The 270-nt window shown below is 54.4% G+C and carries 1 protein-coding gene; it reads left to right on the forward strand.

All coding sequences use genetic code 11. From position 1 onward, the window contains the following. On the forward strand, nt 1-270 hold a 270-nt coding region (locus B0E34_RS22790), incomplete at both ends, for a hypothetical protein (RefSeq protein ID WP_165763014.1).

A 270-nucleotide genomic window follows, 5' to 3' on the forward strand; every position in this document is an offset into this window, starting at 1 on the left:
TATCGTCAGCGGACAGGTCAGCTTTGATGACTTCAGCGGTGGGCTTAAAATGACTGCTCGCGAAGTGATGGATATTGACGAAGCCCGGGAAAAATATGCTCGCGGGCTTGCTATCTCGCTGACGGACAGGCAAATTGATGACCAGCTTTTAAACCGACTCCGTCAGTCTCTGGAACCCCACCGCTCTGGGACAATTCCAGTACATCTCTACTATCAGAGGGCGGATGCACGCGCGCGATTGCGTTTTGGCGCGACGTGGCGTGTCTCTCC

Origin of the sequence: Chryseobacterium mucoviscidosis (assembly GCF_002177115.1) — a bacterium.
Classification (GTDB): domain Bacteria; phylum Bacteroidota; class Bacteroidia; order Flavobacteriales; family Weeksellaceae; genus Chryseobacterium; species Chryseobacterium mucoviscidosis.